This window comes from Mesorhizobium sp. CA4, assembly GCF_020165075.1.
In the GTDB taxonomy this organism is placed as follows: domain Bacteria; phylum Pseudomonadota; class Alphaproteobacteria; order Rhizobiales; family Rhizobiaceae; genus Mesorhizobium.
Window position 1 is genome coordinate 1 of the sequence record NZ_JAIUHK010000024.1, and the last position, 26,420, is coordinate 26,420.

The following is a 26,420-nucleotide window of genomic DNA, read 5'->3' on the forward strand; positions in this document are numbered from 1 at the left end:
GTCCCCAACGACCGGGTTTTAGGAGCCGGCCCCTGTCCCCGGGGTCGGCTCCGCCATTTCGGTCGCCGCCCGCCGGCTGCAACTAATCGGCGCTGCGCTGCCGAAGCGCCATGGTCGGCACGCCTTCCCCGCCGAGGCGGATGGGAGCAGTATGGCTCGTTCGTTGCGGATGAAGCCAATGCTAGAAGTCCCCGAGGATCGCGGCACCCGCCACCTGTTGTTCAAGGCCATAGACGACGCGTTCAAGGCCGGAGACTTCGCGGCCCTGGGTGTTGCGCTCGGCGGCTCGCCGCGCTGGTTCGACGAGAGGATGCCGTTCGAACTCGGGCTTGGCCATCCGCTAGAATACGCGATCTACTGGAGCCCGGCCACGTTCATCGCCGCGCTTCTCGATGCCGGTTCGAACCCGAACTACGAGGATCCTGCCGGCTTTCCTTCGATCATCGCAGCGTTGTCGACGGAACGGCCGGACCGGCTGGACGTCATCCATATCCTGCTCGAGCACGGCGCCGACGCGAACATGCGCGGCGTGAACGATTGGACGCCCCTGCACTATGCGGCGTCCCGGCGTGACGCCGAGGCGATCCGTCTGCTGCTCCTGTCAGGCGCGGACGCTTCGCTGAGGACCCGCATCGACGACTATGAGACGGCCCTGGAAGGCGCCGACCAGGCCGGCTTCGAAGCGGGCGCCCTTCTGTTGCGTGAAGCGATGAACAGCCGCCGCGGATGAAGACAGGCGGAGTTGCCGCCCGCCGCCGTCACACTGTGTTGAGCTTGGCCTTGAAGCGTTTGGTATTGGCCACATAGTGGGCCGCCGAGACGCGCAGCCGCTCGATCGCCGCTTCGTCCAGCGTCCTTATCACCTTGGCGGGCGAGCCGACGATCAGCGAATTGTCCGGAAAAACCTTGTTTTCCGTCACCAGGGCGCCGGCGCCGACCAGCGAGTTGTTGCCGATCCTGGAGCCGTTCAGCACGATGGCGCCCATGCCGATCAGGCTGTTGTCCCCGATCGTGCAGCCATGCAGCAGAGCGCGGTGGCCGATCGTGCAGCCTTTGCCGATGGTCAGCGGAAAGCCGGGATCGGTGTGCATGATCGTGTGTTCCTGCACATTGGTGTCGGCACCGATGATGATCGGTTCACCGTCGCCGCGGACGACGACGCCGAACCAGAAGCCGGCATTGCGGCCGATCTGGATGTTGCCGATCAGCGTGGCGTCGGGCGCGATCCAGTTCGTATCGGCGTCCTCGAACTCGGGCGCCTTCCCATCGATCGCATGTACCGGCATTGTTCGTCTCCGAATCGTCTCAACCAGCGAATTCAAAAGACCCTAAGTTCTCGGTCGCCCAGGATGCAATGGCGATGAGCACGACGCCGAGCGCCAGCGCCCAGGCGATGGCCGTGCAGCCGCAAGACAACAGCGCCATCGTGCCGATGCGCCCTTCGCGCCGGGCAGCCAACGCCTCGTTGGTGAGCATGAACGGCCCGGCGCAGGCCGTTGCCGCGAGCGAACGCAGGATATGGACCGGCGAAACATAGGGTTCGGCAAAGGCCAGGCGCCGGCCGGACAAAAGTTCCATGGCCGATCCGGCCAGCCCGCAAGCCGTGACGCCAACCGCAAACGCGTAAAGAACAGGCACAACGGGATCCATGTTTACCAACCGTTTACCATGAAAACGCACAGTCGTGCCAACGCGCTGCAAGAGCTATGCCGCGCCGGCTGTGCCGCCGAAGGACAGGTGGACGGATCGGGGAAGAGCGAATGAGAGACGCAACGGCTGCCGAGAGCCCGGACTTCGAGGTCGTCGATTCGACCCTGATGAAGCGGGTCTTCTACATCTTCGCGGCGCTGGCGCTGCTTTCGGTGGCGATCAGCGTCGGCGGCAAATGGCTTGGACGGTCAATCGCCATGGCCGGCTATACAGATGATACGACGGTGCGCCAGATCGTCATGGGCAACAATCTCATCAGCGTGCCGACAAACTTCATCCGCTTCGACCAGGCCAGGCGCGACGGCATCGCCTCGCGGCTCGACCTCTATCTGCGCTATCCCGAGATGGACGGCTACAGCTCGGCCGCGCGCGACGACTTCAACCATACGACGACCAGGAAGATCATCTTCCTGTCGTTCGAGCCGCGGATGATGTCGCGCGACATGAGCGGTCGTTTCGCGCCGATCTACAGCGCCCTGATCGAAAAGCCGGGCACGCCCGGCCCGGCCGGCACGACGGTTTACGCCTTCACGGAAAAATCAGGCTATCTCAACGAGGTGCTGGCCGTCGCCGAGCGTCCCGGCAAGGATCCCTTCGTCGCCCGTTGCCTCAGCGGCCCGAACGCGGAGCAATCGCTGGCGCCCTGCGAGCGCGACATCCAGGTCGGCGACGATCTCAGCCTCACCTACCGCTTTCCGCGCGAGCTGCTGGCGAACTGGCCGGCACTCGACGCGGCGATTGCAGCCAAAGTGGCGAGTATTCTGAAGACTGGCCACTGACGCTGGCGGCTAGCCGAATATCCAACTAGATCATTTCGGCGCGCAGCCAGCGCTTCAAGCCGGCAATCTGGCTCAACGGTTCGATTTCACGGGCGCGCCAAGATACGGTCTGGCATCGGGCCGACAAGGCGCGCTAATGGTCAGGCATGACCGATTTGAAGCCTTCCTATCTTGCCTTCGACCCCGCCAGCCGCCGCCTGCGTCTCGACCCGCACGAGCCAGCCTTCGTGCAGAACCCTTATGAGGCCTATGCCTTCCTGCATGGCGCCGCCAACGCCTTATTCTGGGAAGACTATGGCTTCTGGTGCTTTGGCGGTTTCGACGACGTCAATCGGCTGCTGCGCGACCGCCGTTTCGGCCGGCAGAACCCGGCCGGCATTCCCGACAGCCGCGGCGTGGGCGACGACCGCTCACATCTTGTGGTGTTCGACGCGATCGAGGCCAATTCCATGCTGGAGCTCGAGCCGCCGGTGCATACGCGGCTCAGAACGCTGGTCAACCGCGCCTTCGTCTCGCGCCAGGTCGAGCGACTCAGGCCGCGGATCGAGGCATTGGCCAACGAGCTGGTCGACCGCCTCGAGCCAAACGGCGTCGATCTTTTGCCGACTTACGCCTCGCCCTTGCCGATCACCGTCATCGCCGAGATGCTCGGCGTTCCGGTCGAGATGGGGCCGCAACTGCTCGACTGGTCGCATCGGATGGTCGCCATGTACATGCATGGCCGCACGCGCGAGGCCGAGGAGACGGCGAACCGCGCCGCACGCGATTTTTCCGACTTCCTGCGGGGCTATATTGCGGAGCGGCGCAAGAAACCTGGCGACGATCTGCTGTCGCTGCTCATCGAAGCCCAGGACAACGGTCAGAAGCTTTCGGAAGACGAGCTGGTTTCCTCGGCGATCCTGCTTCTCAATGCCGGCCACGAAGCGACCGTGCACCAGACAGGCAATGCGGTGCGCTCGATCCTCGCGCAAGGCGGCGATCCGCGGCGTTTCTTCGAGACGCCTGAGAAAAACGTCGCGGCGGTCGAGGAATGCCTGCGCTACGACCCGCCGCTGCATATGTTTCTGCGCTATGCCTATGAGGAGATGGAGGTTTCGCCGGGCATCCTGGTCAAACCCGGCGAGATGGTGGCGCTGCTGCTCGGCATGGCGAACCACGATCCGCTTGCCTTTGCCGAGCCCGACACTTTCAATCCGGCCCGCACGGACCAGAAGAATGTTTCCTTCGGCGCCGGCATCCATTTCTGCATCGGCGCGCCGCTGGCCAGGCTGGAGTTGCAGGTGTCGCTGAAGACGCTGTTCGATCGGCTTCCGGAGTTGCGCCTGGCGGAGACACCGCGCTTCCGCGACACTTACCATTTTCACGGGCTGGAACGGGTTGCCGTTACCTTTTGACCGGCGAAGGATCCGCCTCGAACAGCTGAAATTATCGTTCGGAACTCAGATATGAAATTCGCTTACCTGCAAGAGCCACCCTTCTGCTTCACCGATGCCGCGGGCAAGCTCGGCGGTTGCGACGCGGTGCTCGCCGAGAAAGTTTGCCAGATGGTTGACCTGGAGAACTTCTCGCCGATCGAGGCGGAATTCGCCGAACTGCTCCCCGGTTTGGTGGACGGCCGTTGGGACATGACGACCGGCCTGTTCATCTCCGAGGAGCGCAGCAAGCTCGTGGACTTCACGCGGCCGATCTGGTCACTGCCGGACGGGTTGATGGTGGCCAAGGGCAATCCGCTGGAGCTGAACGGCTATCGCTCCGTCGCCCAACATCCTTCCGCCGTGCTCGCAGTCATATCGGGTCAGATCCAGCACCAGACCGCGCTGCAGAACGGCGTCCCGCCCCAGCGGATCAGGATATTCGCCACGCAGGCCGAAGCAGCCGAAGCCGTTGCGGCAGGCCATGCCGACGCGTATGCCAGCGTCGCCATGGCGCATCGCGGCTATGTCAACGGACGGACTGGCGTACCGCTTGCCGTCATCGACATCCCGGCCTTTGAAAAGCAGCCTGCGGCAGGCGCTTTCGCCCTCGCCAAGGACAACGACGCGCTGCGCCGGCGCGTCGATCAATGCCTTGGTGATCTGCTCGGAAGTGCCTGGCACCGGGAGATCATGAGCAAATACGGCTTTTCCGACGGCGATGTCGATCGGCTGCTTTGATTGCTGGAAGCATTCAAAGCCGGATCACGTATTCTTTGCGTGTCGTCTCGAGCACTTCCCATGTGCCCTTGAACCCTGGCCTCAGCACGAAACTGTCGCCGGCCCGCACGGTGCGCGCCTCGCCGCCATCCTCGGCGATCACCGAGACGCCGGACAGGATGTGGCAAAACTCCCATTCGTCATAGACGATGCGCCATTTGCCCGGCGTCGCTTCCCAGACGCCGGCATAGAGGCCGCCGTCGCGCTCCTCGACATTCCAGGTGCGGAATTTCGGATCACCCGAAATCACCCGGTCCGGCGGCGGCGCGCCGGCCTCCGGTTCGACCGCATCGACATTGATCGCAAGAAAGGCCGACATATCAGACCTTACCGAGCGCCTGCTCGAGATCGGCAACGATGTCGTTGACGTCCTCGATGCCGACCGAAAGGCGGACGGTGTCAGGTCCGGCGCCGGCCTTGACCTTCTGCTCGTCGGAAAGCTGGCGGTGCGTGGTCGAGGCCGGATGAATGACCAGCGATTTGGTGTCGCCGACATTGGCGAGATGCGAGAAGAGCTCCAGCGCCTCGACGAATTTGATGCCGGCCTCGTAGCCACCCTTGAGGCCGAAGGTGAACACCGCGCCCGCGCCCTGCGGCGAATATTTCTTCTGCAGCGCATTGTTCTTGTCGCCTGGAAGGCCGGGATAGTTCACCCAGGCTACCTTCGGATGGTTCGACAGCCAGCCGGCAACGCTCGCGGCATTGTCGCAATGACGCTGCATCCTGAGCGGCAGCGTTTCCAGGCCGGTCAGGATCAGGAAGGCGTTGAAGGGCGAGATCGCCGGGCCGATGTCGCGCAAACCAAGCACGCGCGCGGCAATCGCGAAGGCGAAGTTGCCGAAAGTCTCGTGCAGGACGAGGCCGCCATATTCAGGGCGCGGCTCCGACAGCATCGGGTATTTGCCGGACTTCGACCAATCGAAGGTGCCGCCGTCGATGATGCCGCCGCCGATCGAATTGCCGTGGCCGCCGATGAACTTGGTCAGCGAATGCACGACGATGTCGGCGCCGTGCTCGATCGGCCGCACCAGATAGGGCGAGGCCAGCGTGTTGTCGACGATTAGCGGCAGGCCATGCTTGCGGGCGATGTCGCCGATCTTCTCGATATCGACGAAGACACCGCCGGGATTGGCAAGGCTCTCGATGAAGATCGCCTTGGTCCTGTCATCGATCTGGCTCTCGAACGTCGAGGGATCGATCGGGTCAGCCCAGCGCACTTCCCAGCCGAAGTTCTTGAAGGCATGGCCGAACTGGTTGATCGATCCGCCATAAAGCTTGTTGGCGGCGATGAAGTTGTCGCCCGGCTGCATCAGATTGTGGAACACGATGACCTGCGCGGCGTGGCCCGAGGCGACAGCAAGTGCCGCGGTGCCGCCTTCGAGCGCCGCGACGCGTTCCTCGAGAACCGCCTGCGTCGGATTCATGATGCGCGTGTAGATGTTGCCGAAGGCCTTCAGCCCGAACAGCGAGGCGGCATGGTCGGCGTCGTCGAAGACATAGGACGTGGTCTGGTAGATCGGCGTGGCGCGGGCGCCGGTCGCCGGATCGGGCTTTGCGCCTGCATGAACGGCTAAAGTGCTGAAACCAGGCGTACGGGTCATCGAAATCCCTCTCCTAACGTTCGAAAATCGCCGGGCATTCTTGGCGAAGCGCGGCCGGGAATGCAAAGAAGAAAATACCGTTCGGGGCGCGATCTGCGACGAACGCCCGGGAAAATCCATTTCGTCCCGGAATAATTTTGCGCGAACTACCGCGTGCTTATTTCTGTCTTACGCCGAAGCTCTGAAATCCCTGGCGCATCACAGGTTTTTTCGACGACAGCACGCCCGAGTTGACGCCGGTCCAGCCGATCTCGCCGGATAGCTTGCCATATTCGATCTTCGGGCAGCGGTTCATCACCACCTTGATGCCGACAGCTTCGGCGCGGGCAGCCGCCTCATCGTTGCGCACGCCAAGCTGCATCCAGACGACCTTGGGCAGCGGGTCGAGCTGCAGCACCTGGTCGACGATGCCGGGCACCGCCGAGGAAGCGCGAAAGATGTCGATCATGTCGACCGGATGCGGCAGATCCGCCAGGCTGGCATAGACCGTCTGTTCGAGGATCTGCTTGCCGGCATGGCCGGGATTGATCGGCAGCACCGAAAAGCCTTTGGCCAAGAGGTATTTCAGCACGAAATAGCTTGGCCGCACATCGTTGGGCGAGGCGCCGACCATGGCGATCGTCTTCACTGAGTTGAGGATGCCGGCAATGTAGGCGTTGTCGTAGCTATCGTGATTCATGCTGCGATGGTCTTCCTGCGGTAATGGTAGCGATAGAGCTCGCGGTTGAAGCCGAGCGAAGCGTAGAGCGCGCGTGCGGGCGTGTTGTCGGCGACCACCTGCAGACAGCCGGCCTGGGCGCCTGCTCGCCCGGCCCAACCGACCAGCCCGCCCACCGTCCTGCGGCCGAGCCCCTGCTGCCTGAATCGGGCGTCGGTTTCAACCGCCTCGACGACAAGCAGCCCGTTGCGGATGACGCCGAAGGCAAAGGCCGCGATTTGGCCATCACGCTCACACGACACGAATGCCCTGTCGCCTGCGATCAAGCTCGTCATATAGCGAAAGATGCGTCGCTCCGCCTCGTCGTAGCCGCCGGTACGGAAGCGCGCCTCGAACCAGTTCTCGGTCGGCGCTGCGGAGACCGTGATGTCGCCATAATTGTTTGCCTGAAGCGCGTCGATCTCGGCATGGAGGTGTATCGTACCGCCTTCCCGGCTGTAATCCCGACGGTCGAGTTCGAGTTCCAGTTCGGCCGCGATGTCGGGTACGCGAAACAGCGGAGCCTGGCCATGGCTGGCGTAGAATGCCTCGGCGGCATCGATTACCCGCCCCGGCGCACCTCGCCTGCCGCGCAGGGGATTAGCGGAATTCGGCCGCCTTATCCGTCCGCCTGAACGGCGAAACATCCATCCGAGAGCGACGGTTTCAAGCGCAGCAGGCCACGCCTCGCGGCAGGCTTCTTCCACTTCCCAACTGAGATCTTCCCGGTTCACGCGCCCACCGCTAATCATCGTCGTCCCGCAACGCCTCCTCCATAAACATGTGTGGATCGCTGCAGAAGTCGCGCATTATGCGAAAATGATAGGTGTCCTGAAAATCGATCGGGGTCGAGGCCGAAGCGGCTGCTTGCGGGCAGCCACGTCGAACCTTCAGCAATAGAAAAGCGCGGCATATGGAAGAACTATTCGTCGGTCCATTCCGGCTTGCGCTTGCCGATGAAGGCGCCGATGCCTTCCTCGGCGTCGCGCGCCAGCATGTTTTCGACCATCACGCGGCCGGTATAGGCATAAGCGTCGGCCAGCCCCATTTCGGCCTGGGCGTAGAAGGCTTCCTTGCCTGTCTTGACGACCAAAGACGATTTGGATGCAATGATTTGCGCGTGTTTGCTGACAACCTGATTCAGATATTCACGCGGCACGATCCGGTTGACCAGCCCGAACTCCTTGGCGGTGGCGGCGTCGATCGTCTCGCCGGTGAGCAGCATTTCCATGGCCTGCTTGCGCGAGACATTGCGCGACAGCGCCACCATCGGCGTCGAGCAGAACAGGCCGATATTCACGCCAGGCGTGCAGAAACTCGCCTCATGCGAGGCAATGGCTAGGTCACAGCTCGCGACCAGCTGCAGGCCGGCAGCGGTGGCAAGCCCGTCAACCTCGGCGATCACCGGTTTCGGGTGGCGCACGATGGACTGCATCAGTGTCGCGCAGGCGGCGAAGGTCTTTTGGAAGAAGGCCTTGCCGCGGTCCGGCTCGGCGCGATGCGCCGTCATTTCCTTGAGATCGTGGCCGGCGCAGAACACTTTTCCCGACGCGGCCAGGATGATGACACGCACGGATTTGTCCGTCCTCACGCGATCGAACTCGGCCTGAAGCGCCGCCATCGTCGCCAGCGACAACGCATTGGCCGGCGGGCTGGCGAGCGTGAGGCGCAGGATGCCCTTGTCCTGGCTGACAAGAACGGGCCCGTCGGCGACGGCGGGCTTGATGGCAACGACTTCAGCCATTTTTAAACCTCTCGATCAGCGCTCGCGGCTTATGGAGCAACAGAACTACCATGCTGCCGGTTGAAGAACAGCCGCGAGGCGTGTTTTCTCCGTCGCACCGTTTGGTCCAGGCATATCGCCCGGAGCTTGCCATTTCATATAGGACATCGCCATGCCCGCCCAAAGCGATCTGAAGCCAACGCTCAACGCGGCGGAAGTCAATGCGCTGATGGCAAGCGTCTATCCGCAACTCAACGACAATTTCATCTCCTATGAGGCGATCGACGTTTTTCCGGGCGGCTGCATGGTGCGGCTCAACGCCGACGAGCGGCATCTGCGCCCCGGCGGCACGGTGTCCGGTCCGGCGCTGTTCACGCTGGCCGACATCGGCGGCTATGTCTGCGTGCTCAGCCATGCCGGGCCGGATGCGCTTTCGGTGACGGTCAACCTTGACATCAATTTCATGCGCAAGGCCGAAGCCGGTCCGATCGACGGCCATTGCCGGATCCTGAAGCTCGGCAAGAGCCTGATGGTGTTCGACATCGATATTGTCGCCGGCCCGGACGGACACACCGTCGCGCACGCCACCGGCACCTATTCGATTCCGAGGAAGCTAATAAGCGATAAGCCGGGCTGACGTCTTGCCGGAACTCCCCAGTCGATGCGTTCGTTCTGCGGCATGCCCGATGTTACAACCTACCTTGCCTTTGTCGGCGCCGTGCTCGCCTATCAGCTTTCTGGTGTGGGTCCCGACATGATGCTGGTGATCAGCCGCGGGGTCGGGCAAGGCTGGCGCCACGCCTTGGCGACCGCAGCGGGCTGCGTGTCAGCCGGAGTCGTCCAGATTCCATTACTGGCAATGGGGCTTGCCTCGCTGATCACATCCTCTCCATCTCTTTACAGTTTCCTTCAGATCGTCGGCGCCATCTATCTGATCGCCATCGGGATCAAATTCCTGTTGGCCCGTCGGCCGGGCAAAGGTGGCGGTGCGTCTACCTTTGCCGAGACGAGCAGTATCCCAGCCGCTTTCCGGCAAGGCATGATCTGCAATCTCACCAATCCGACGACGCTTGCTTTCATGCTGGCGGTGCTGCCGCAATTCGTTCATCCCTGGATCGGTTCGCCTGCGCTGCAGTTCATCATTCTCGGTACGACCATGAAGATGATGGGACTGGTTGTCCTCAGCGCTGTCGCGTTGACCTCCGGCGCGGTTGGCGGCTGGCTGGCGCGCCGAAGCACGTTCCTCGTTTGGCAAGAAAGGCTGGCAGGAGCCTTGATGGTCGCTATCGGCGTCAGGCTTCTCTTTGCCGCGGTGACCGGGCGGCGGTGAACGAAAGAAAACTATTTTGACAAAGAGATATGAGGTAAAATAATACCAGCTGCATTAGTCGTTGAATTCAAATGGCTTTTCGCGATCTTAAGCCACAATCGGCACTTGACGCGCCAAGCGCCCTCGCCTATAAGCCCTCCCGAAGCAGCGGCCCGCAAAGGCCGCCGTTTTGTTATTGGCGGGTGGCTCCGGCTCTTCCGTCAATCCAAGCAACAAAAAACGCCTTCTCCTGTCCCTCCTGGACGGGAAAGGTCAACCTGAGAGCAAAACCATGGCTACCTTTTCGCAGAAGCCTGCGGATGTGGTGAAGAAGTGGGTGCTGATCGACGCCGAAGGTCTCGTCGTCGGTCGCCTGGCCACCGTCATCGCCAACCATCTGCGCGGCAAGCACAAGCCCACCTTCACCCCGCATGTCGATGATGGCGACAACGTCATCGTCATCAATGCCGACAAGGTGGTGTTCACCGGCAAGAAGTACACCGACAAGGTCTATTACTGGCACACCGGTCATCCCGGCGGCATCAAGGAGCGCACCGCGCGCCAGCTGCTCGAGGGCCGTTTCCCCGAGCGCGTCGTCGAGAAGGCCGTCGAGCGCATGATCCCGCGCGGCCCGCTTGGCCGTCGCCAGATGAAGAATCTCCGCGTCTATGCCGGCGCCGAGCATCCGCACACCGCCCAGCAGCCCGTCACGCTCGACGTGGCCAAGCTGAACTCCAAGAACAAGAGGGCCTCGTAATGGCTGAGCTTTCCTCGCTCGCAGAACTCGGCACCGTCGCCGCGCAGCCGGCCGCGCCCGTGCATGTCCAGAAGCTCGACAAGTCGGGCCGCGCCTATGCCACCGGCAAGCGCAAGAACGCCATCGCGCGTGTCTGGGTGAAGCCGGGCTCCGGCAAGATCACCGTCAACGACAAGGAATTCGCGACTTATTTCGCGCGTCCGGTGCTGCAGATGATCCTCAACCAGCCGATCGTCGCGGCCAACCGCGCCGGCCAGTACGATATCGTCGCCACCGTCATCGGCGGCGGCCTCTCCGGCCAGGCCGGTGCGGTGCGTCACGGCATTTCCAAGGCGCTGACCTACTATGAGCCGGGCCTGCGCTCGGTGCTCAAGAAGGGCGGCTTCCTGACCCGCGACAGCCGCGTGGTCGAGCGCAAGAAGTACGGCAAGGCGAAGGCCCGCCGCTCGTTCCAGTTCTCGAAGCGCTAAGCTCTGCGAAGCCCAAGCATGTCGAAAAGGCCGCCTCCGGGCGGCCTTTTTGTCACCAGTGCCCGGCCGGCGTTTTGATGTAGTCAATAAAGGCGCGCAACGGTGCTGGCACAAGGCGCCGGCCAGGGTAATAAAGAAACGGCCCCGAGAAGCTTTGCCACCACGGCTCGAGCACAGGTTCCAGGACGCCACTGTCGAAATACGGGCGTACCCAGTCCTCGAAGAGCCAAAGAATGCCGACGCCGGCGATCGCCGCATCGACGGCGAGATCGACGCCGCCGCCGATGCTGACGACCAACGGCCCCGTGGTATCGACCCGCACCACCTCGCCGTGGCGCTCGAATTCCCAGGGCGTCATGACCCCGCTCGGAAAGCGACCGCGTATGCACGCGTGCTCAAGCAGGTCGCGCGGGTGCTGTGGCCGACCGTGCCGGTCAAGGTAGGACGGCGCGGCGGAGGTGGTGAAGCGCTGCGCGCGCGGCCCGATCGGCACGGCGATCATGTCCTGCTCCAGCCGTTCGTCGTAGCGGATGCCCGCATCGCAGCTCGCCGCCAGCAGGTCGACAAAGTTCTCCTCCGCGATCACCTCCAGCCGGATGGCCGGGTATGCAGCGAGAAATCCCGGAACGATTTTGGGCAGCACCAGCCGCGAAGCGCTTATCGGCACGTTGAGACGCAAGGTTCCGGCGGGCCGGTCGCGAAAGCCGTTCACCACATCGAGCGCGGCCTCCACCTCACCCAGCGCGGGGCCAAGACGCGCCAGCAGGCTGGCGCCTGCCTCCGTCAAAGCAACGCTGCGCGTGGTGCGGTTGAAGAGCCTAACACCGAGTTGGGTTTCCAGACGGCGGACGGCTTCGCTGAGCACTGACGCGCTGCCGGCCGTGGCGCGGGCCGCTTCGCGAAAGCCGCCAGCGCGTGCGACGGCCATAAATGCCTGGAGGTCGTTGAGATCAGCCGCCATTGTTCTAAATTCCGCACAGGTCGTGCTGGTTATACCCGGTTATCAGGACAGCAGCCATCCCTTATCTCCCTCGCTGACAGCGAAGGAGAGCAACAATGTCCAGTGTAGCCAAATCCGGCACTTATAAACTCGGCAACCGCTCGGTGTATCGCCTCGGCTATGGCGCCATGCAGCTTGCGGGCAAAGGCGTGTTCGGTCCACCGAAGGACCATGACGCGGCTATCTCCGTGCTGCGCGAAGCGGTGGCAAATGGGGTCAATCACATCGACACCAGCGATTTCTACGGCCCGCACGTCACCAACAAGCTGATCCGCGAGGCGCTGGCGCCCTATTCCGACGATCTCACCATCGTCACCAAGATCGGCGCACGCCGCGGCAGCGATGCCTCCTGGCTGCCGGCCTACTCGCCCAAGGAGCTCACGCAGGCCGTGCACGACAATCTGAGCAATCTCGGACTCGACGCGATCGAAGTGGTCAATCTGCGCATCATGTTCGATACCCATGGCCCCGCCGAAGGCTCGATCGAAGCGCCGCTGACAGCGCTGGCCGAACTGCAGCGCAAGGGCCTGGTGCGCCATATCGGCTTGAGCAACGTCACTCGCTCGCAGATCGCGGAGGGCCGAAAGATCTGCGACATCATCTGCGTGCAGAACCAGTACAACCTCGCGCACCGGAACGACGACGCGCTGATCGATGAACTGGCGCGCGACGGCATCGCCTATGTGCCGTTCTTCCCGCTCGGCGGGTTCAGCCCGTTGCAGTCGTCGACGCTGTCGGGCGTGGCGGAACGGCTTGGCGCGACGCCGATGCAAGTTGCGCTGGCCTGGCTGTTGCAGCGTTCGCAGAATATCATCTTGATCCCGGGCACGTCGTCGGTCGAGCATCTGCGCGAGAATCTGGCGGCGGCGGAGCTGGAGCTGTCGGGGGATGAGCTTGACGAGTTGGAGGGCGTGGCGAAAGCGGCTTGAGGTCGGCGCCGTCACCCCGCCCGCGCCTGCGGCGCGACCTCCCCATCAAGGGGAGGTAGGGCGCCGAGCCATACGTTCGAAGGTCCGCTTAATCTCATCGACTTCGCAGGCGTCCAGCGAAGAGGAGTTCGCACGACGCTCTACCTCCCCTCGATGGGGAGGTCGGCGCGAAGCGCCGGGCGGGGTGAAGCGCCAACGCCAGCTAATTGATACTCGCCGTATGCGCCGGCTCAGCCTGCTTGATGCCCGTCGCATAAGGCACGCGATAGCCATTGGCCGCCAGCCACTCGATCGCCGCTTTCGGCTCGTCGGTCTGGATGATGGTGGCACCATGATCGACCCAGAAACCCCAAGCTTCGCGTGGCAGGCCGGCGGCGACGGCAAGCTCGTCGCCGCGCCCGCCGGCGAGGAAGCCTCCCGACTTGTTGACGATCGCATAGGTGTCGGCCCAAAGGTGCCAGTCGCCGCGGGCCGCTTCCGCCCGCATTTGGGTGCTGAACAGCGGGCCGCCGGTCGGCGTCAGCGTCTCGGCGCCGTTGCGCCAGGTGATCAATTCCATGCGCGCGGTGCAAACGCCTTGTCGACCTCGCCGGCGAAGGCGGCGTCATGCACGGCGTCGTCGGCGAGGATCGGCATGAACTGGAAGCCGCCGCCGGCCTTGGCAAGTGCTGCGCTCGCGGCATCGACGCGCTGCCGGTTCCAGAGGCTCTCTTTGACGATCACCTGATCGGCCATGCCGAGATCGCGCGCCTCCGCGATCATGCCAGGCAGGTCCGTCACCTCCAGCTTGTTGTCGAGATTGATCAGGATCCTGTCCCTGGTCGTCAGCAGCATCTCGCGCAGCGTCGACACCGTCTCATTGGTGACGGCGCCCGTGCCCTCGATGACCAGCCGGCATTTCTTCAACTCGGCAAGCGTGTAGCTCGCCACTTCGCCCTTGCACGTGGTCGTCCTGTCTAGCCAGCTGTCATGCATGATGACGAACGCGCCGTCTTTCGCGCGCCTCACATCGACTTCGACGATCTCGGCGCCGATGGCGATCGAGCTTTCGACCGCCGCCAGCGAATTCTCGGCGTAGAGCGTCTTGCCGGCCTGCATGCTGCCTGCGCGGTGCGCGGCGATCATCACATGATCGCGCCACTGATTGGCATGCTCGAAGCGGCCGAGGATTTGGCTAGCCCGGCTTTCACCGGCTAAGCTTTGCCCCGCAGCAGTGGCAAGGGCGGCGGAAAAGGCAAGGCTCAGCCAGAGTGTTCGCATCGGGGAATCGCTCCGTTCCGGGTTGGGACCCGGTTAGGCGATGCCCATGACAGGGCAGTGAACGAAGCCGGCTAGTTTTTGGATTAGATCCGCTTCGAAAGGCGCCGGAACCAGGCCAGCGCCGGCATTTCGACGAAGCGCCACGTGAACCAGGACGCGGCGATGACGGCGACCAACATCGCGCCCAAAGCCGCGAAACCTATCCAGGGCGAGCCGGTTCCGAAGCCGGTCGCATGGTCGCCGCGCAGCACCAGGTCGCCGACGATGCCGAGCCCGAGCTTGCGTTCGATCAGGCCGCCGACATTGATCATGCGGGCCTGTACGAAGATGTGGACCATGTAGATCGAATAAGAGAGCGAGCCGAGCAGCAGCATCGGCCGGCTGCGCAAGGCCACGCTGACCCACCCGCCCTCATGCGCAAAAAGATAAAGCGCCAGAGCGAAGACGACTGGCGCGGCAATGCCGGCGTCATTCGTTCCCGCCACCGAAACGAACAGCGCGATCACGACGATCATCGCCAGCTCGGCCAGCGTCCAGGCGAGGCGCCCTGCCCCGCCGCTCAGCGCCTGTCGCGCCTCTGCAATGGAATCGTGCTGAAACCAGGCAAGCAGCGCGCCGAGCGAGAAGCCGTAAAGACAGCGGATGAAGCCGAAATCGAAGGACACGTCCATATGACGCGTCGAGACCGCGAGCAGGAAAAGCGGCGCCGTCACGGCTGCGGCGACGAGCCATGTCCAGGCACGCTGGCCGGCGGTGAACACGACGGCGGCGAAAAGCAGATAGGTGAAGAACTCGGCCGAGATGCTCCAGCTCGGCGCATTCCAGCTCAGATGATCCTCGATCCCCATGCCTTGCAGAAGGAAGAGGTTGGCGACGAGGCTTTTCAAGTCGAAACCAGCGGTGAAGGGCGCGGGACCCGTTCCGTGCAGGGCCGGCAGGACGAGCCGCAGCGCCTCGAAGCCGGCAAATGCAGCAAGCATCAGAACATGCAGCGGGTAGATGCGGCCGAAGCGCACCAGTGCGAACCGGGCAAGGTCGTCCTGCGCGTTCAGCCGGCTGCCATAGGCGCTGGCGATGACGAAGCCGGAGAGCACGAAGAAGAAATCGACGAACAGATAGGAGCCGCCGACAAAGGCGCTTTGCGAAATCATCGAGGTGGTCGGAAAGTGGAACAGCGCCACCAGCAGCGCGCAGATGCCGCGCCAGGAATCCAGCACCAGGAAGCGCTCGCCGGCCATCGTGCCGACTCGGGTCGCCGCGGGCGCGGGCGCAAGGTTAAGCAAGGCCGTCTCAGCCATAATGATACAAATCCTGTGTTGCCGTGGCACTCGCCGTGCGCCGCTTCCTTTCCGCATGCCGTGACTGGCATGTTGCGTGCCGGTTCTGTAGTTGTGGCTGCCCGATGAAAACCGAGGACCCGCAATGGCGAACAAAGAGATCGACCACGCCTTCACCGCCCGTTCGAAAACGGGGGCGGCACTTGAGCCAGCCTATTCCGGTGCGCTGTCGTTCATGCGGCGCAAATACACCAAGGACGTGAAGGGTGCGGACGCTGTCGTGTGGGGAATTCCCTTTGACGCGGCAGTCACCAACCGGCCGGGCGCCCGCTTCGGGCCGCAGGCGATCCGCCGCGCCTCGGCGATCCTCGAGAACGATCCGCAATACCCTTTCTCTCGCGACCTGTTCGAACCGCTCGCGGTGGTCGACTATGGCGATTGCCTGCTTGACAGCGGCAACCATCAGAAGACCCCCGGCGCGATCGAGCGCGAGGCGGCGAAGATCCTGAGATCGGGCGCGTTCCTTCTGACGCTCGGCGGCGATCATTTCGTCACCTGGCCGCTGCTCAAGGCGCATGCCGCGATCCATGGGCCGTTGGCGCTCGTTCAGTTCGACGCGCATCAGGACACCTGGCCGGATGACGGCAAGCGCATCGATCATGGCTCCTTCGTCGCCCGTGCGGTGAAGGAGGGCATCATCGACCCGGATCGCTCGATTCAGATCGGCATCCGCACGCATGCGCCCGACACGTTCGGCATCAAGATCCTCTACGGCCATGAGGTCGAGGAGATGCGGGCGTCGGATATTGCCTACGCGATCGTTGACCGGACTGGCGGCAGAAAGACCTATCTCACCTTTGACATCGACTGCCTCGACCCGGCCTTCGCGCCAGGCACCGGCACGCCGGTTGCCGGCGGTCCATCATCTGCCAAGATGCTCTCGACGCTGCGCCAGCTCGGCCAGGTCGATATCGTCGGCGCCGACGTCGTCGAGGTTGCGCCTGCCTACGACCATGCCGATATTACGGCGATCGCTGGATCGATGATCGCCATGCACTATCTGGGCCTCGTGGCCGAACGAAAGGTGCGGCTCGAGGATCTGAACAACGGCACCCATGCCGTCCTACAAAACGCGCACGGCATACAGGCCTGAGATCGCAAGGAATTTGGCAACCGATGAAACCGAAAATCTTCATTGACGGCGAGCATGGCACGACAGGCCTGCAGATCAGGGCGCTGCTTGCCGATCGCGGCGACCTGGAGATCATCTCCATTCCCGCCGACCGCCGCAAGGAAGCCGCAGCTAGGGCTGAATTCCTCAATGCCGCCGATGTCGCGATCCTTTGCCTGCCGGATGCGGCGGCCAAGGAAAGCGTGTCGCTGATTGCGAACGATACGACCAAGGTCATCGACGCCTCGACCGCGCATCGGGTGGCTGAAGGTTGGGAATATGGCTTCGCTGAAATGGACAAGGACCAGGCGAAGAAGATCGCCAGCGCGAAACGCATCGCGAATCCGGGCTGCTGGCCGCAGGGGCCGATCGCGACGCTGCGGCCACTGGTTGCGGCCGGCCTGCTGCCTGCCGACTTCCCAATCACCGTTAACGGCATTTCCGGTTATTCCGGCGGCGGTCGGCCGATGATCGAGGATTATGTCAGCAAGGGCGAGGACGCGCCCGAGTTCCTGCCCTACGGGCTGACGCTGCAGCACAAGCATGTGCCGGAGCTCCGCACCTATGCAAAGCTGTCGCACGACCCGATCATGCAGCCGGCGGTGGGTAATTTCGCGCAGGGCATGATCACCGTGGTGCCGCTGCAGCTCGGCGGTCTCGACCGCGTTCCGACCGGCGCCGAGCTTCACGCGGCGATTGCCGACCATTATGCGTCGATCGATGGCGGCGTGGTCGAGGTCGCGCCCTACACCCACATAGAGCGCATGCCGGAGATCGATCCGGAGGTCTATAACGGCACCAACCGGATGAAGGTCTATGTGTTCGCCAATGACGAAAGGGCGCAGGCACTGCTGATGGCCGTCTACGACAATCTCGGCAAGGGCGCGTCCGGCGCCGCGGTGCAGAACCTGGACCTGATGCTCGGCATCAAGCACTGAGTAATGCAGGCATTTCCCGAGTGCTGGAAGGTCAGCGCTCCCGAACTCATTCGGACAGCCGCCACGCGCCATTCTTGACCATGCATCGCCTATGGCTGCCTGTCAGCCCCTTGGCATCGCGAGGACAAGAATGCGGTCGACGAGAACCGCGAACTGGCCGTCGCCGATGCCGTTCGAAAGATCGGCCTCAGCTCCTGACGCTCACCTTCGTCGGCAACGGATAAGCGCCTTTGGTGCCGCGCCAGTGCGCGGCGGCGAAGCCGAGCAACACAAGCGCGATCGCCTGATGCATCAACGCCATGTGCAGCGGCACCTGCATCAATAGCGTGCCGATGCCAATCGAGGCCTGGACGACCACCAGCGCGAACAGAAGCGTGGCCCGGCGGGCATGGGTGGTGCCGGGCTGGTGCCGCCACGTCGCGATCATATGCCAGAGCGCCACGACAAAGATCGTATAGGCGCCTAGCCGGTGGACGAACTGCACGGTCTTCGGATTTTCAAAGAAGTTCAGCCAGGCGGGCTTCAGGAGAAGCAGATCGGAGGGGATCACCTTTCCGTCCATAAGCGGCCATGTGTTGTAGGAAAGGCCCGCGTGCAGCCCGGCGACGAGCCCACCGAGATAGATCTGGATCAGCGCCAAAAGCACGATGAAGCCCGCGAGCCGCTGCGTCGACCGGTCGGCGGCGGGCTCGGAGTGCGGCGCCAGCCCGCGCGCGACCACCATGGTGGCGGTGAAGATTAGCGCGGCGAGCGTCAGATGCGTCGCCAGCCTGTATTGGCTGACCGAGATACGGTCGGCCAGGCCCGAAGCCACCATCCACCAGCCGATGGCGCCTTGCAGTCCGCCGAGCAGAAGGATGCCGAGGAGCTTCAGCCCGAGGCCGCGTTCGATGCGGCGCGTCGCCCAGAAGAACAGCAGCGGCAAGGCAAAGACCACGCCGACGCTGCGCGCCAGGACGCGGTGCGCCCACTCCCACCAGAAGATCGACTTGAAGTCCTCGACGCTCATGCCCTTGTTGATCTCGGTATATTGCGGGATCTGCTGATAGCGCTGGAACTCTTCCTGCCATTCGGCGTCGTTGAGCGGTGGGATGACGCCGTGTATCGGCTGCCACTCAGTGATCGACAGCCCGGAGCCGGTGAGACGAGTGGAACCGCCGACCAGCACCAGCGCGAACAGCACGAGCAGTACGACGTAGAGCCAGCCGCGCACCAAAGCGCGGTTGTGGCGGTTGCGGTCGCGTGCAGCATAGGGGGCTGTGGCGGTGATGGCAGCCATTTCGCTTTCCCGGCGGTTGAAACGCGCGATTGGTGGACCAAGGCCGCTCAACTGGCAAGACTGGACAGCGCGGCACGCCGTCGCGCCGGGCCGGGACGGTTGCGCGCTCTCGTCATTCGGCCTAAGCGGGGCGGGTCAACGGAACCGCTACATGCCCATTCGCCTGAAAAAGCTGATCGGAACCATATTGCTGGTGGCGCTGGTCGTCATCTACGCGCTGATCGCCTCCGCCGTCGCGGTCACCAGGCTTGCCGAATACGGGCCTATGTCGCATCTCCTGTTCTTCCTGCTCAGCGGCTTTCTCTGGGTTCTGCCGGCCATGGCCATCATTAAATGGCTGATCATCGAGCCGCGCCCGAAGGGCTGATCCTCACAGGCGTCACGTCATGGTACCGACCAAGGCGCAGAGCGAGGCAGACTTCAGATCGTGACGACCATCTTGCCGGCATTGGCCAGCGGCGTCGTGATGCCGGACAGCATCGTGCGGATATGCGCCACGCTCTGATATCGGCCGTTGACGGAGATGCGGGGCAGCGCGTGCAGGAAACCGGCATGCTCGGCACGCAGTACACCGTGCCGCGTGGTCACCGCCGAGGCATAGGCTGCGTCGCGGGCAAAGCCCACTTCGCGGCAGCTGACGGCGCTGGCATAGCCATAAGGGTAAGCCAGATGACGCGGCTCCTCGCCGAGCTTTTCCTTGAGGATGCGGCGGACATCGCCGATCTCATGGCGCGCATCCGATTCGGACAGCCGCTTCAAGTTCCGATGATTGACGGTGTGCGCGCCGATGGTCACCAGCGGATGGGCGGCCATGGTGCGAAGCTCATCCCAGCTCATCAAGGTGCATGGGCGGCCTGTGCCGAATTCATAGCCGTTCGAACGGGCCAGTTCACGCAGCGTAGGGCCCTGCTCTTCCTCGGGGACTTCCGACGTCAGCCAGGCGTTCAGCCGCGCGACGGCCTGGATTTTTCGGCCTTGTGTCGAGCAATCGATCACGGTCGGCTTGCCCGCCATCGTCAGCGTCAGGCGCGAACTGGTGTCGACGATGTCCTCGATCAGGTCCCACCAGAGATCGACGGCGCCGTCGATCAGGCCGGGGGCGACGTAAATAGTAATCGGCGCGCCGTGCTGTTCCAGGATCGGAAGCGCCTCGGTCATGTTGTCGCGATAGGCGTCGTCCGCGGTGATTGTCGCGAACTGGCCGCCTTTGCCACCCACCTTGATGCGTTCGATCGCTTCATCAAGGGAAACAAAGGCATAACCGCGCCCCTTCATGTCCGCGATCAGCCTGTCGAGGAAGGCGGGAGCGATGTTCAGGTGCCGATTGAAGCTGTTCGGCTTCTCCGGTGTCGCGGTGACACGGTGCAGCATCAGGACAGCGCCGATGCCGCCGACAAACGGCCGCGCCAACGGTGCGAGACCGGAGTAGCGGGCAAGGTTCAACGCCAGTTTCCGCATTGCATCGTCCCCGTCGATCATTCCTTCACCTTTTGGGCCTAGGCTTATTCAAGCACGACATTCGCCTATGCGAACCCCAGGTTGCAACCAATACGTCTTAAGGATTGAGGGATGGTTGACGCCACCGCGTCATTTGACGGCAATCGGGTCGCGGCCAACGAGGCTTCCGCGCGCCCGGTGCGAGCCGACCAGGACCGGTGGACTGCGACCGCAAGCGACGACACCGGCGTTGCCGACTACGTTCAATTCTGCGGCTCGGCGCTGTTCGCGCCGGCGCAAAGCGCATCCTGGGTCAGCAACTGGGCGGCCGCGACCGGCGCCGACATGGTTGTCGCGACGCTGTCCTACGATGGCCGCCCGGCGCTATCTTTGGCGCTGGAAGTTGTGCGACGCGGCCCATTCAAGGTTGCCCGTTTCGCCGGCGGTCGACATGCCAACGGCAATTTCGCCACTGCTGACCCGCGGCTCCTCCCCGCTATCGACAGCCCTGCGATCCGCGCGATGTTCAAGGCAATCGCCCGAACGCGGCCGGATATCGACCTGATCTCACTGGAAAGGCTGCTGCCCGACCTCGATGGCGTCGCTAACCCGCTCGCCGCGCTGCCCGGTTTCCCAAGTCCGAACCTCGCTCTCGCGGTCGATCTCGACGGCGGGTTCGACGCGCTGCTGTCACGCGCGAGCGGCAAGCGCAAGCGCAAGAAGCACCGCTCGCAGACGCGCAAGTTCGAGGCTGTCGGCGCCTTCCGCCGCATTGAGGCCCGCACCCGCGAGGAGGTCGACAGGCTGCTCGATGCCTTCTTCGAGATGAAGGAAGCGCGTTTCGCCAAGATGGGCATCGCCAATGTCTTCGGCGACAGGCAAGTACGCGACTTTTTCCGGGCGCTGTTCGCCGATGCGCTGGCCGAGGAAAAGCCGCCCTTCCTGCTGCACGGCCTGGATGTGGCGGGCAAGCTGCGCTCGGTGACCGGCTCCAGCCGGTCCGGCAAGCGGCTGATCTGCGAGTTCGGCGCCATCGCCGAGGACGATCTATCCTTCACCAGCCCGGGCGAGTTCCTGTTCTTCGACAACATCCAGCAAGCCTGCGAGCTTGGCTTCGATGTGTATGACTTCTCGGTCGGCGACGAGCCTTACAAGCGGCTCTGGTGCGACATCGAGGTCCAGCATTTCGAGGTGCTTGCGCCGCTGACGCTGAAGGGCCGGGCGCTGGCGACAGGGCTGCGGCAAGGCGCGCGGGCGAAGGCCTTCATCAAGATTAACCCGACGATCTGGAAGCTGACCAAGATGCTGCGCCGCAAGGCTGCCGGACAGCCAGCGCCCGCTCCCGCCGAGGACGATAACTGACCGTCGCGCTTTGAAACGGACGGCGCTGCTTCAGCACTGCCGCGCTTTCGCCCTACGCTCAGGCGGCCGACCGCCTGCCCGGCACCGGCGTTCCGGGCGGTTCATGGCCGATCGGCGTCACCAGCATGAGATTCGGGTAGCCGTTCTCAATCAGCTTCACCGCTGCCTGGGTCACCTGGTCGTCGGCTTCCAGCATCGACAGGAAGACTTCGGTTCCGTCGCCGACCAGGCGGCTGATGGCCTGCGCATCGGCCGGGCCGCATTCGACCACGACGAGGTCGTAGGCCGTGGTCAGCGATTGCATGATGATGGGCAGCCGGTCGGCGGCGCGCATCGCGCGGACCGGGTCGGCGGTGCCGACCGGAATGACATGCGCATCCGAATAGAGATCGGGATGGATGACGTCGCTGAACTGCGCTTCGGAAGCGAGCAGATTGGTGATGCCCGGGAACAGGCTCGAATCCAGCATCGGCCGCGACGCCGCGCCCGACGCGGTCAGATCGAGCAGCAACACGCGCAGGCCGGCGTCGGATACTTCGCGCGCCACGAGCACGGCGGACGCGGCCGCCTCGTCGCCTTCCGGCGACACGAAGATCGCACGCGCGGCGCCTGAGGCGATCAGCTTCTCCGCAGCCTTTTCGACATCCATCTCGCCGAGCCTGGATTGCCTTGGTTCAGGCATCGATTCTCTCGGCTTGGAGGCCTCCATGGCGGCTGCGCGATCCTCCGCCGGCTCGCTCTCTGCCGGTCTCGGGAGCTCCGCTTCCGCGATCGAATGTCCTGCCGCGGTGTCCTCGTAAGGCGCAAAAGCCCGATCCTCATCATGTGCCTCGGCGATCATGGGTTCCACCCTGGCCGCAGGCATCGCCACCTGCTCGATATCGGTGAAACGAGCGCCGGCGGCAGGACGCATCGCGCGGCCCGAGAACAACTCGCCAAGCAGCGTGCCGATCGCCATCAACAGCAGCGAAGCGGCGGCGGCGGCCCCAGTGATGGGTCCGATCTTCGGGAAATAGGGCTGGGACGGCACCTGGGCCCGCGCGATCAGATTCGCCGCGACGGGCGAGTATCTGCGATCCTTGCGCGAGGCCACCGCATTGTAACTTGCCATATAGGATTCAAGCTGTTGGCGCTGGACGTTCGCGTCGCGCTGCAAGGCGTCCAACTGCACCTGCTGCTCGCCGGCTCGCGCCGCGGCGGCTTTCAACGTGTTGACGTCCGCGATCAGCTGATCCTCGCGGGCCTTGGCTGTCTGGGCCTGGGCCGACAACCCCCGGATGATCTTTTGGGCCTCATTGCGAATCTGGCCGTCGAGGTCGGCAAGCTGCGACTTCAGCGCGCGAATGCGGGGATGGTTGTCGAGCAAGGTCGTGGAAAGATCGGCAATGTTGGCCCGCAGCTCCACCTGGCGCTCGCGCAGGCGCTGGATCAGCTCCGAGGACAGGACTTCCGGCACGCTGTCCAACGAACCGCCATTCTGCAGCGCCCGGCGCACGCTCTCGGCGCTCGCCTCGGCTGCCGCGCGGCTGGCGCGCACGCGCGACAATTCGCTCGACAGTTCGGCGAGCTGCTGGGTCGGAAGCACCGCATTGTTGCCGCCCATCAGAAGATCGGACTGGGCTCGGAAGGCCGCGACCTTTGCCTCGGCGTCCTTCACTCGGTTCTGCAGGTCGGCGATTTCCGGCGCCAGGAAGTCGGTGGCGGCGGCGTTCGATTCGAGCTTGGCGTCGCTCTTCGAGGCGATATAGGCGTCGGCAATGCCATTCGCGATCGCCGCCGCAAGCTTGGGGTCCTTCGAAGCAAATTCGATGGCGATCGCACGCGTCTTTTCAACGGCATAGACATTGAGCTTGTCGTGCATGGCATTCAGCACGCGCTCTTCCGGCGGAATATCGAAGGGATCGCTTTTCAAGCCGACAAGAACGAGTACGCGCCCGAGCGCCGACATCTTCAGCGTTTCATCGAACTCCGGCAGCTTGTCCAGATTGAGCTTGTTCGCCACCTGCTTGAGGATGTCGGGCGAGGAAATGATCTGGACCTGGGTGGCCACGCCCTGTTCGTCGAGAATCGGCTTCTCGTCGTCATTGGTGCCCGGCGGCCGGGTGTATTCCGATTCGCGCGAGCCAATCTCCAGCTTGGCCGTCGCCTTATAGTAAGGCGTCGCGAGCCAAGCCAAAGCGAAGGCAAGCCCGGTGACCACGAGGGTCACGAGAACAATGCGCAGCCAGTTTCGAGCCAGGCTGGCGAAAAGCTGCCTCAGATCGACATCGACATCTGCGGCCGCGCACTGAACGGACATGCATCCTGCTCCGAACTTTGAATCGAGGATGGACCGTAAACAACTATGGTAACTCACCCGTTAAGATCGGAATGCATGCTTATTGGCGGGCACTCAAAGAAGATTGCTCGAAAGCAATGGAACAATTGGGCTTTTTGCCGATCCGGTTTACAGCGGCAACGTCTCTTTCCCTGCGCCGACGGCCCACCTCTCGGGCATTGTCATGGAGCGTTTCCGGCGGCGAAGTGCCAACCGCGAGCGCGGTCCGCTTGTATGGTTCAGGCTTCTACACGGTCTCCTAGAAAAGGAAGGTGATTCCAATGCAAAAGACTGCTGTTCTTGACCAAACGACGCTTTGTGCCGACGGTTCTATCGATATAAAGTTTCTCAAGGTCATCACCGACGATGGCGGAAATGTGCTTTTTTCTGAGCCTCACCGGACCGCAGTGGATGCTCTTGGTTCTGTCGATGATCAGATTGCCGCAGTGAATATTCACTTGGCGGAATTGGGCTTCCCGCCCGTCCTGGAAAGGCTGCCGCTTTGATTGCTAACTTGGCTGAAATTCAGCGCAGCGATCCGGATGTAGCGGGCCGCCGTGCGCAAATCAGGCGGATCGACTTGCGCAGGCCGAGCAGACGCAGGCGTCAGGTTGATCGCATTCCACTGGCTTTCAAAACGGCGCTTGAATCGAGCTATCCATTTCTCGAAGGCATAGTAGCTCACGCTGGCGGCGGCGATCGTCAGCGTCAGTGCGACCAGCCAAAGCAGCCAATAATCTCCGGCCGAATTCGCGGGGTCTATGGCGTGTCCTTGCATCATCGTCGCTCTTCTCACGGAGCAGACGATGAGCACGTAGTGGAAGACGTAAAGACCGTAGGATATGCGGCCCAGATATCGCATGGGCCAAGTCGAAAGAATGCTGGCCAGCCAAGGCGCACGCAGGCCGGAATCCACCAATCCCGCGAAGGCAACGGCAGCCAGCGGGTAGCTGAAGGCCGATCCGAGTGCCGATTTCCAGGGATCTGTGAGGCACAAAAACAGCGTTGCTGCCACTGCTGAACCGACAAGGGAAAATCCCCAGTGCCAGCGCGGCCTGATGACGTAAAGGGCCATGCCAGCGAGCACGGACTCCGGGCGCAGGAAGGGCGTCACCCACACGACGGGGTGCTTCACGTCGAGGGCGAAGAACAGCATGCGGGCAAGGAAGCAATAGACCAGGACGCCGACGAGCCCCGCCAGAAATGCCCCTTTGCCGAACCGCCGATAAGCCAGGAACACGAACGGTATCAGGAGATAAATCTGGAACTCGAAAGAGAGCGTCCAGAGATGCGACGTGGGGCTGGAGAGGTTGTAGCCGCGAAAGCAAGTGATTGCGTTGTCGAGGAAGAGAGCCAGTCCTGCCAGGCGGAGATAGCCGTTTCCGTCAGGATTTCCGTATATCGCCAGCATAGTGACGGCAAAAGCGATCATCAGCGGATATATGCGCAGGAGACGGCGCACGTAGAAGTTACGGATATTGATCGAGCCTGCTCTCTCATACTCGGCGTCGAGCAGGTGGAAGAACAGGAACGACGATATCAGGAAGAACAGTTCGACGCCGACCCATCCATAATTGTGGGCCGTCGTGAGAAAAAGTGAAGGCGTGAACTGTGGCATGTGATGGAAAAACACCGCCAGGAAAGCAAGAAAACGAAGGCCATCCAAAGGCGCGATATAAAGGTGCCGCGAGGCTGTAGCAGCATCTATTAGCTTTTGCTGAATATTCACTGATGAATGCCACCCGGGGAAGTAGCGATCTTCTTACCCGAAGTAACCCAGCCGAAACAACCATAAAAGAGGTTTATTCATGGACAAAACCGTTCCCTCGGGCGCGGCGATGCTGCTTGCTTTCATCGGCGTCATCGAGGCGCCGCACGGCTTCGACACCTGTTGGCAACAACTAGGCCAAGCTGCCCAAGCCGCTGACCTCGATGACGATCGACGAGGTGATCGCGGCCGGGCCGCGCTGGACCAGGGCGTTCGGCAGCTCGGCCGCCGGCTTCCTGCAGTTCATGCGCGCCACGCTGCAGCGCCTGAAGAAGAAGCTCGGGCTCACCGGCAAGGAACTGCTTGACGGCCCGATGCAGATGGCGCTCGGCTACGACCTGCTGAAGGAGCGCGGCTTCGCGGAGTTCATGAACGCGGTCCCGGACCAGCTCCTTTACCGCCCATTAACCCTAACAGGACGATAACGGTCGCACTTTCCTGGGG

Annotated in this window: 28 protein-coding genes and 1 pseudogene; 15 read left to right on the plus strand and 14 right to left on the minus strand. The window is 63.0% G+C overall.

The features are described from left to right. Positions 1 to 178 precede the first annotated feature (178 nt). Positions 179 to 730, plus strand: coding sequence for an ankyrin repeat domain-containing protein (locus tag LB528_RS19420; protein ID WP_224715964.1), 552 nt, complete (start codon positions 179 to 181; stop codon positions 728 to 730). 28 nt (positions 731 to 758) lie between these two features. On the opposite strand, the gene LB528_RS19425 is transcribed toward LB528_RS19420, so the two are convergent. Further along, entirely contained in the window at positions 759 to 1,286 is a 528-nt protein-coding gene (locus tag LB528_RS19425) for a gamma carbonic anhydrase family protein (RefSeq protein WP_224715965.1), read from the minus strand. A gap of 19 nt (positions 1,287 to 1,305) precedes the next feature. Continuing rightward, entirely contained in the window at positions 1,306 to 1,701 is a 396-nt protein-coding gene (locus LB528_RS19430; protein WP_411962215.1) for a DUF6949 family protein, read from the minus strand. A gap of 59 nt (positions 1,702 to 1,760) precedes the next feature. Here LB528_RS19430 and LB528_RS19435 point away from each other — a divergent pair, with 59 nt between their 5' ends. The 3 genes from LB528_RS19435 to LB528_RS19445 all read left to right on the plus strand — a co-directional run bounded on the left by LB528_RS19435 (position 1,761) and on the right by LB528_RS19445 (position 4,642). Further along, complete coding sequence (locus LB528_RS19435) at positions 1,761 to 2,489, plus strand: hypothetical protein (RefSeq protein ID WP_224715966.1); 729 nt, start codon at positions 1,761 to 1,763, stop codon at positions 2,487 to 2,489. 146 nt (positions 2,490 to 2,635) lie between these two features. Then, positions 2,636 to 3,883: a cytochrome P450 gene (locus LB528_RS19440; RefSeq protein ID WP_224715967.1), complete on the plus strand. Its 1,248-nt coding sequence runs from the start codon at positions 2,636 to 2,638 to the stop codon at positions 3,881 to 3,883. A 51-nt stretch (positions 3,884 to 3,934) separates the two neighbouring features. After that, positions 3,935 to 4,642: a transporter substrate-binding domain-containing protein gene (locus tag LB528_RS19445; RefSeq protein WP_224715968.1), complete on the plus strand. Its 708-nt coding sequence runs from the start codon at positions 3,935 to 3,937 to the stop codon at positions 4,640 to 4,642. Between the two features lie 13 nt (positions 4,643 to 4,655). On the opposite strand, the gene LB528_RS19450 is transcribed toward LB528_RS19445, so the two are convergent. The 5 genes from LB528_RS19450 to LB528_RS19470 form a co-directional block, all read right to left on the minus strand. Next, positions 4,656 to 5,000, minus strand: coding sequence for a cupin domain-containing protein (locus LB528_RS19450; RefSeq protein WP_224715969.1), 345 nt, complete (start codon positions 4,998 to 5,000; stop codon positions 4,656 to 4,658). Between the two features lies 1 nt (position 5,001). Then, complete coding sequence (locus LB528_RS19455) at positions 5,002 to 6,282, minus strand: O-acetylhomoserine aminocarboxypropyltransferase (protein WP_224715970.1); 1,281 nt, start codon at positions 6,280 to 6,282, stop codon at positions 5,002 to 5,004. A gap of 157 nt (positions 6,283 to 6,439) precedes the next feature. Beyond that, entirely contained in the window at positions 6,440 to 6,961 is a 522-nt protein-coding gene (locus LB528_RS19460) for a CoA-binding protein (protein WP_224715971.1), read from the minus strand. Next, the gene (locus LB528_RS19465; protein ID WP_224715972.1) at positions 6,958 to 7,626 is read right to left on the minus strand and encodes a GNAT family N-acetyltransferase; all 669 of its coding nucleotides are present in this window, start codon (positions 7,624 to 7,626) and stop codon (positions 6,958 to 6,960) included. Before LB528_RS19465 ends, LB528_RS19460 begins: the two co-directional genes overlap by 4 nt. A 275-nt stretch (positions 7,627 to 7,901) precedes the next feature. Continuing rightward, positions 7,902 to 8,723, minus strand: coding sequence for an enoyl-CoA hydratase (locus LB528_RS19470; RefSeq protein WP_224715973.1), 822 nt, complete (start codon positions 8,721 to 8,723; stop codon positions 7,902 to 7,904). Between the two features lie 151 nt (positions 8,724 to 8,874). Between LB528_RS19470 and LB528_RS19475 the strand changes: the two genes are divergently transcribed. From LB528_RS19475 to rpsI, 4 genes are all read left to right on the plus strand, one after another. Next, the gene (locus LB528_RS19475) at positions 8,875 to 9,339 is read left to right on the plus strand and encodes a PaaI family thioesterase (RefSeq protein WP_224715974.1); all 465 of its coding nucleotides are present in this window, start codon (positions 8,875 to 8,877) and stop codon (positions 9,337 to 9,339) included. A gap of 24 nt (positions 9,340 to 9,363) precedes the next feature. Continuing rightward, positions 9,364 to 10,032, plus strand: a complete 669-nt coding sequence (locus LB528_RS19480; protein WP_224715975.1) for a LysE family translocator — start codon at positions 9,364 to 9,366, stop codon at positions 10,030 to 10,032. A gap of 271 nt (positions 10,033 to 10,303) precedes the next feature. Further along, on the plus strand, positions 10,304 to 10,768 hold the full coding sequence (gene rplM / locus LB528_RS19485) for a 50S ribosomal protein L13 (protein ID WP_040983169.1): 465 nt from the start codon (positions 10,304 to 10,306) through the stop codon (positions 10,766 to 10,768). Beyond that, positions 10,768 to 11,238, plus strand: a complete 471-nt coding sequence (gene rpsI / locus LB528_RS19490; RefSeq protein WP_040999876.1) for a 30S ribosomal protein S9 — start codon at positions 10,768 to 10,770, stop codon at positions 11,236 to 11,238. The genes rplM and rpsI overlap by 1 nt, the downstream gene beginning before the upstream one ends. A 52-nt stretch (positions 11,239 to 11,290) precedes the next feature. On the opposite strand, the gene LB528_RS19495 is transcribed toward rpsI, so the two are convergent. Next, positions 11,291 to 12,199, minus strand: a complete 909-nt coding sequence (locus tag LB528_RS19495; RefSeq protein WP_224715976.1) for a LysR family transcriptional regulator — start codon at positions 12,197 to 12,199, stop codon at positions 11,291 to 11,293. Between the two features lie 95 nt (positions 12,200 to 12,294). Here LB528_RS19495 and LB528_RS19500 point away from each other — a divergent pair, with 95 nt between their 5' ends. Next, on the plus strand, positions 12,295 to 13,167 hold the full coding sequence (locus LB528_RS19500) for an aldo/keto reductase family oxidoreductase (protein WP_224715977.1): 873 nt from the start codon (positions 12,295 to 12,297) through the stop codon (positions 13,165 to 13,167). 202 nt (positions 13,168 to 13,369) lie between these two features. Here LB528_RS19500 and LB528_RS19505 read toward each other — a convergent pair. Together LB528_RS19505 and LB528_RS19510 are read right to left on the minus strand one after the other, a co-directional pair. Beyond that, a pseudogene (locus tag LB528_RS19505) lies at positions 13,370 to 14,427 on the minus strand (glycerophosphodiester phosphodiesterase family protein). Between the two features lie 83 nt (positions 14,428 to 14,510). Next, positions 14,511 to 15,725, minus strand: coding sequence for an acyltransferase family protein (locus tag LB528_RS19510; protein WP_224509309.1), 1,215 nt, complete (start codon positions 15,723 to 15,725; stop codon positions 14,511 to 14,513). 124 nt (positions 15,726 to 15,849) lie between these two features. Between LB528_RS19510 and speB the strand changes: the two genes are divergently transcribed. Both speB and argC read left to right on the plus strand, forming a co-directional pair. Beyond that, a complete protein-coding gene (gene speB, locus LB528_RS19515; protein ID WP_224509307.1) occupies positions 15,850 to 16,857 on the plus strand; it encodes an agmatinase in 1,008 nt (335 codons plus the stop codon). Between the two features lie 23 nt (positions 16,858 to 16,880). Further along, positions 16,881 to 17,813, plus strand: coding sequence for an N-acetyl-gamma-glutamyl-phosphate reductase (gene argC, locus LB528_RS19520; protein WP_224509304.1), 933 nt, complete (start codon positions 16,881 to 16,883; stop codon positions 17,811 to 17,813). A 187-nt stretch (positions 17,814 to 18,000) separates the two neighbouring features. On the opposite strand, the gene LB528_RS19530 is transcribed toward argC, so the two are convergent. Further along, the gene (locus tag LB528_RS19530) at positions 18,001 to 19,092 is read right to left on the minus strand and encodes a COX15/CtaA family protein (RefSeq protein WP_224509302.1); all 1,092 of its coding nucleotides are present in this window, start codon (positions 19,090 to 19,092) and stop codon (positions 18,001 to 18,003) included. A 151-nt stretch (positions 19,093 to 19,243) separates the two neighbouring features. Between LB528_RS19530 and LB528_RS19535 the strand changes: the two genes are divergently transcribed. Beyond that, positions 19,244 to 19,459 carry a DUF2842 domain-containing protein gene (locus LB528_RS19535; protein ID WP_224509300.1) on the plus strand — a complete coding sequence of 72 codons (216 nt, stop codon included), beginning with the start codon at positions 19,244 to 19,246 and terminating at the stop codon, positions 19,457 to 19,459. Between the two features lie 53 nt (positions 19,460 to 19,512). Here LB528_RS19535 and LB528_RS19540 read toward each other — a convergent pair whose 3' ends face one another. Continuing rightward, positions 19,513 to 20,571, minus strand: coding sequence for a polysaccharide deacetylase family protein (locus LB528_RS19540; RefSeq protein ID WP_318012328.1), 1,059 nt, complete (start codon positions 20,569 to 20,571; stop codon positions 19,513 to 19,515). 90 nt (positions 20,572 to 20,661) lie between these two features. Between LB528_RS19540 and LB528_RS19545 the strand changes: the two genes are divergently transcribed. Then, complete coding sequence (locus LB528_RS19545; RefSeq protein WP_224715979.1) at positions 20,662 to 21,891, plus strand: GNAT family N-acetyltransferase; 1,230 nt, start codon at positions 20,662 to 20,664, stop codon at positions 21,889 to 21,891. A 58-nt stretch (positions 21,892 to 21,949) separates the two neighbouring features. Here LB528_RS19545 and LB528_RS19550 read toward each other — a convergent pair whose 3' ends face one another. Further along, on the minus strand, positions 21,950 to 24,190 hold the full coding sequence (locus LB528_RS19550) for a GumC family protein (protein WP_224715980.1): 2,241 nt from the start codon (positions 24,188 to 24,190) through the stop codon (positions 21,950 to 21,952). 299 nt (positions 24,191 to 24,489) lie between these two features. Here LB528_RS19550 and LB528_RS19555 point away from each other — a divergent pair, with 299 nt between their 5' ends. Then, the gene (locus LB528_RS19555) at positions 24,490 to 24,714 is read left to right on the plus strand and encodes a hypothetical protein (RefSeq protein ID WP_224715981.1); all 225 of its coding nucleotides are present in this window, start codon (positions 24,490 to 24,492) and stop codon (positions 24,712 to 24,714) included. Here LB528_RS19555 and LB528_RS19560 read toward each other — a convergent pair. Continuing rightward, positions 24,663 to 25,937, minus strand: coding sequence for an acyltransferase family protein (locus LB528_RS19560; RefSeq protein ID WP_224715982.1), 1,275 nt, complete (start codon positions 25,935 to 25,937; stop codon positions 24,663 to 24,665). The genes LB528_RS19555 and LB528_RS19560 overlap by 52 nt on opposite strands. A gap of 203 nt (positions 25,938 to 26,140) precedes the next feature. On the opposite strand from LB528_RS19560, the gene LB528_RS19565 reads away from it, so the two are divergent. Then, positions 26,141 to 26,401, plus strand: coding sequence for a hypothetical protein (locus tag LB528_RS19565; protein ID WP_224509287.1), 261 nt, complete (start codon positions 26,141 to 26,143; stop codon positions 26,399 to 26,401). Positions 26,402 to 26,420 lie beyond the last annotated feature (19 nt).

Bases quoted from the DNA above. Each gene is read 5' to 3' on its own strand.
- LB528_RS19420 (WP_224715964.1), top strand. From the start codon at position 179: ATGCTAGAAGTCCCCGAGGATCGCGGCACCCGCCACCTGTTGTTCAAG.
- LB528_RS19425 (WP_224715965.1), bottom strand. From the start codon at position 1,286: ATGCCGGTACATGCGATCGATGGGAAGGCGCCCGAGTTCGAGGACGCC.
- LB528_RS19435 (WP_224715966.1), top strand. From the start codon at position 1,761: ATGAGAGACGCAACGGCTGCCGAGAGCCCGGACTTCGAGGTCGTCGAT.
- LB528_RS19440 (WP_224715967.1), top strand. From the start codon at position 2,636: ATGACCGATTTGAAGCCTTCCTATCTTGCCTTCGACCCCGCCAGCCGC.
- LB528_RS19445 (WP_224715968.1), top strand. From the start codon at position 3,935: ATGAAATTCGCTTACCTGCAAGAGCCACCCTTCTGCTTCACCGATGCC.
- LB528_RS19450 (WP_224715969.1), bottom strand. From the start codon at position 5,000: ATGTCGGCCTTTCTTGCGATCAATGTCGATGCGGTCGAACCGGAGGCC.
- LB528_RS19455 (WP_224715970.1), bottom strand. From the start codon at position 6,282: ATGACCCGTACGCCTGGTTTCAGCACTTTAGCCGTTCATGCAGGCGCA.
- LB528_RS19460 (WP_224715971.1), bottom strand. From the start codon at position 6,961: ATGAATCACGATAGCTACGACAACGCCTACATTGCCGGCATCCTCAAC.
- LB528_RS19465 (WP_224715972.1), bottom strand. From the start codon at position 7,626: ATGTTTCGCCGTTCAGGCGGACGGATAAGGCGGCCGAATTCCGCTAAT.
- LB528_RS19470 (WP_224715973.1), bottom strand. From the start codon at position 8,723: ATGGCTGAAGTCGTTGCCATCAAGCCCGCCGTCGCCGACGGGCCCGTT.
- LB528_RS19475 (WP_224715974.1), top strand. From the start codon at position 8,875: ATGCCCGCCCAAAGCGATCTGAAGCCAACGCTCAACGCGGCGGAAGTC.
- LB528_RS19480 (WP_224715975.1), top strand. From the start codon at position 9,364: ATGCGTTCGTTCTGCGGCATGCCCGATGTTACAACCTACCTTGCCTTT.
- rplM (WP_040983169.1), top strand. From the start codon at position 10,304: ATGGCTACCTTTTCGCAGAAGCCTGCGGATGTGGTGAAGAAGTGGGTG.
- rpsI (WP_040999876.1), top strand. From the start codon at position 10,768: ATGGCTGAGCTTTCCTCGCTCGCAGAACTCGGCACCGTCGCCGCGCAG.
- LB528_RS19495 (WP_224715976.1), bottom strand. From the start codon at position 12,199: ATGGCGGCTGATCTCAACGACCTCCAGGCATTTATGGCCGTCGCACGC.
- LB528_RS19500 (WP_224715977.1), top strand. From the start codon at position 12,295: ATGTCCAGTGTAGCCAAATCCGGCACTTATAAACTCGGCAACCGCTCG.
- LB528_RS19510 (WP_224509309.1), bottom strand. From the start codon at position 15,725: ATGGCTGAGACGGCCTTGCTTAACCTTGCGCCCGCGCCCGCGGCGACC.
- speB (WP_224509307.1), top strand. From the start codon at position 15,850: ATGGCGAACAAAGAGATCGACCACGCCTTCACCGCCCGTTCGAAAACG.
- argC (WP_224509304.1), top strand. From the start codon at position 16,881: ATGAAACCGAAAATCTTCATTGACGGCGAGCATGGCACGACAGGCCTG.
- LB528_RS19530 (WP_224509302.1), bottom strand. From the start codon at position 19,092: ATGGCTGCCATCACCGCCACAGCCCCCTATGCTGCACGCGACCGCAAC.
- LB528_RS19535 (WP_224509300.1), top strand. From the start codon at position 19,244: ATGCCCATTCGCCTGAAAAAGCTGATCGGAACCATATTGCTGGTGGCG.
- LB528_RS19540 (WP_318012328.1), bottom strand. From the start codon at position 20,571: ATGATCGACGGGGACGATGCAATGCGGAAACTGGCGTTGAACCTTGCC.
- LB528_RS19545 (WP_224715979.1), top strand. From the start codon at position 20,662: ATGGTTGACGCCACCGCGTCATTTGACGGCAATCGGGTCGCGGCCAAC.
- LB528_RS19550 (WP_224715980.1), bottom strand. From the start codon at position 24,190: ATGTCCGTTCAGTGCGCGGCCGCAGATGTCGATGTCGATCTGAGGCAG.
- LB528_RS19555 (WP_224715981.1), top strand. From the start codon at position 24,490: ATGCAAAAGACTGCTGTTCTTGACCAAACGACGCTTTGTGCCGACGGT.
- LB528_RS19565 (WP_224509287.1), top strand. From the start codon at position 26,141: ATGACGATCGACGAGGTGATCGCGGCCGGGCCGCGCTGGACCAGGGCG.